This window comes from Alcanivorax sp. HI0044 (genome assembly GCF_001634945.1).
This window is the reverse complement of record NZ_LWEZ01001708.1, coordinates 1-672: the sequence shown is the minus strand read 5'-3', so window position 1 is coordinate 672 and position 672 is coordinate 1. Positions and strand designations below refer to the sequence as shown.

Annotated in this window: 1 protein-coding gene; it reads right to left on the bottom strand. The window is 60.1% G+C overall.

Going from position 1 to position 672, the window contains the following annotated elements:
• Positions 1 to 672 (bottom strand): UvrD-helicase domain-containing protein (locus A3730_RS25675; protein WP_156501367.1); only part of this gene is annotated, 672 nt, incomplete at both ends.

Below are 672 nucleotides of genomic sequence, written 5' to 3'. Positions count from 1 at the left end.
TCGTCCACTTCATTGAAACCGGAATAGAGCCGAATCGGATCGCCATCGCCACCCTCGGTCCACAGCTCCTTGCCCAGGCGGTCGCTGTTATTGCCGATCACCGCATTGGCGGCTTTCAGGATGGTACCGGTGGAGCGATAGTTCTGCTCCAGGCGAATGGTGCGGGTGTCCGGGAAGTCGCGGCTGAATTTGTGGATATTCTCGATCTTGGCGCCGCGCCAGCCATAGATGGACTGGTCATCGTCACCGACAATGGTGACCGCGTTATTTTCGTCCGCCAGCAACCGCAGCCAGGCGTACTGAATACTGTTGGTATCCTGGAATTCGTCCACCAGAATGTGCCGGAAGCGGCGCTGATAGTGGCCGCGCAGGTTCTCGTTGTCGCGGAACAGCTCCAGCACCCGCAGCAGCATTTCATTGAAGTCCACCAGCCCGCCACGCTCACAGGCCTCTTCGTAGGCGAAGTAGATCTTCTGCATGGTCAACGCGAACAGATCGCCGCCCACATCCATATGCCGGGCACGCAGGCCCTCATCTTTCTGGCCGTTAATGAACCAGGTGGCCTGACGGGCCGGCCAGCGCTGCTCGTCCAGCCCCAGCTCCTTGCTCACCCGCTTGATCAGGCGAATCTGGTCGTCCGCATCGATGATCTGGAAGCCCTGGGGGAGCCCG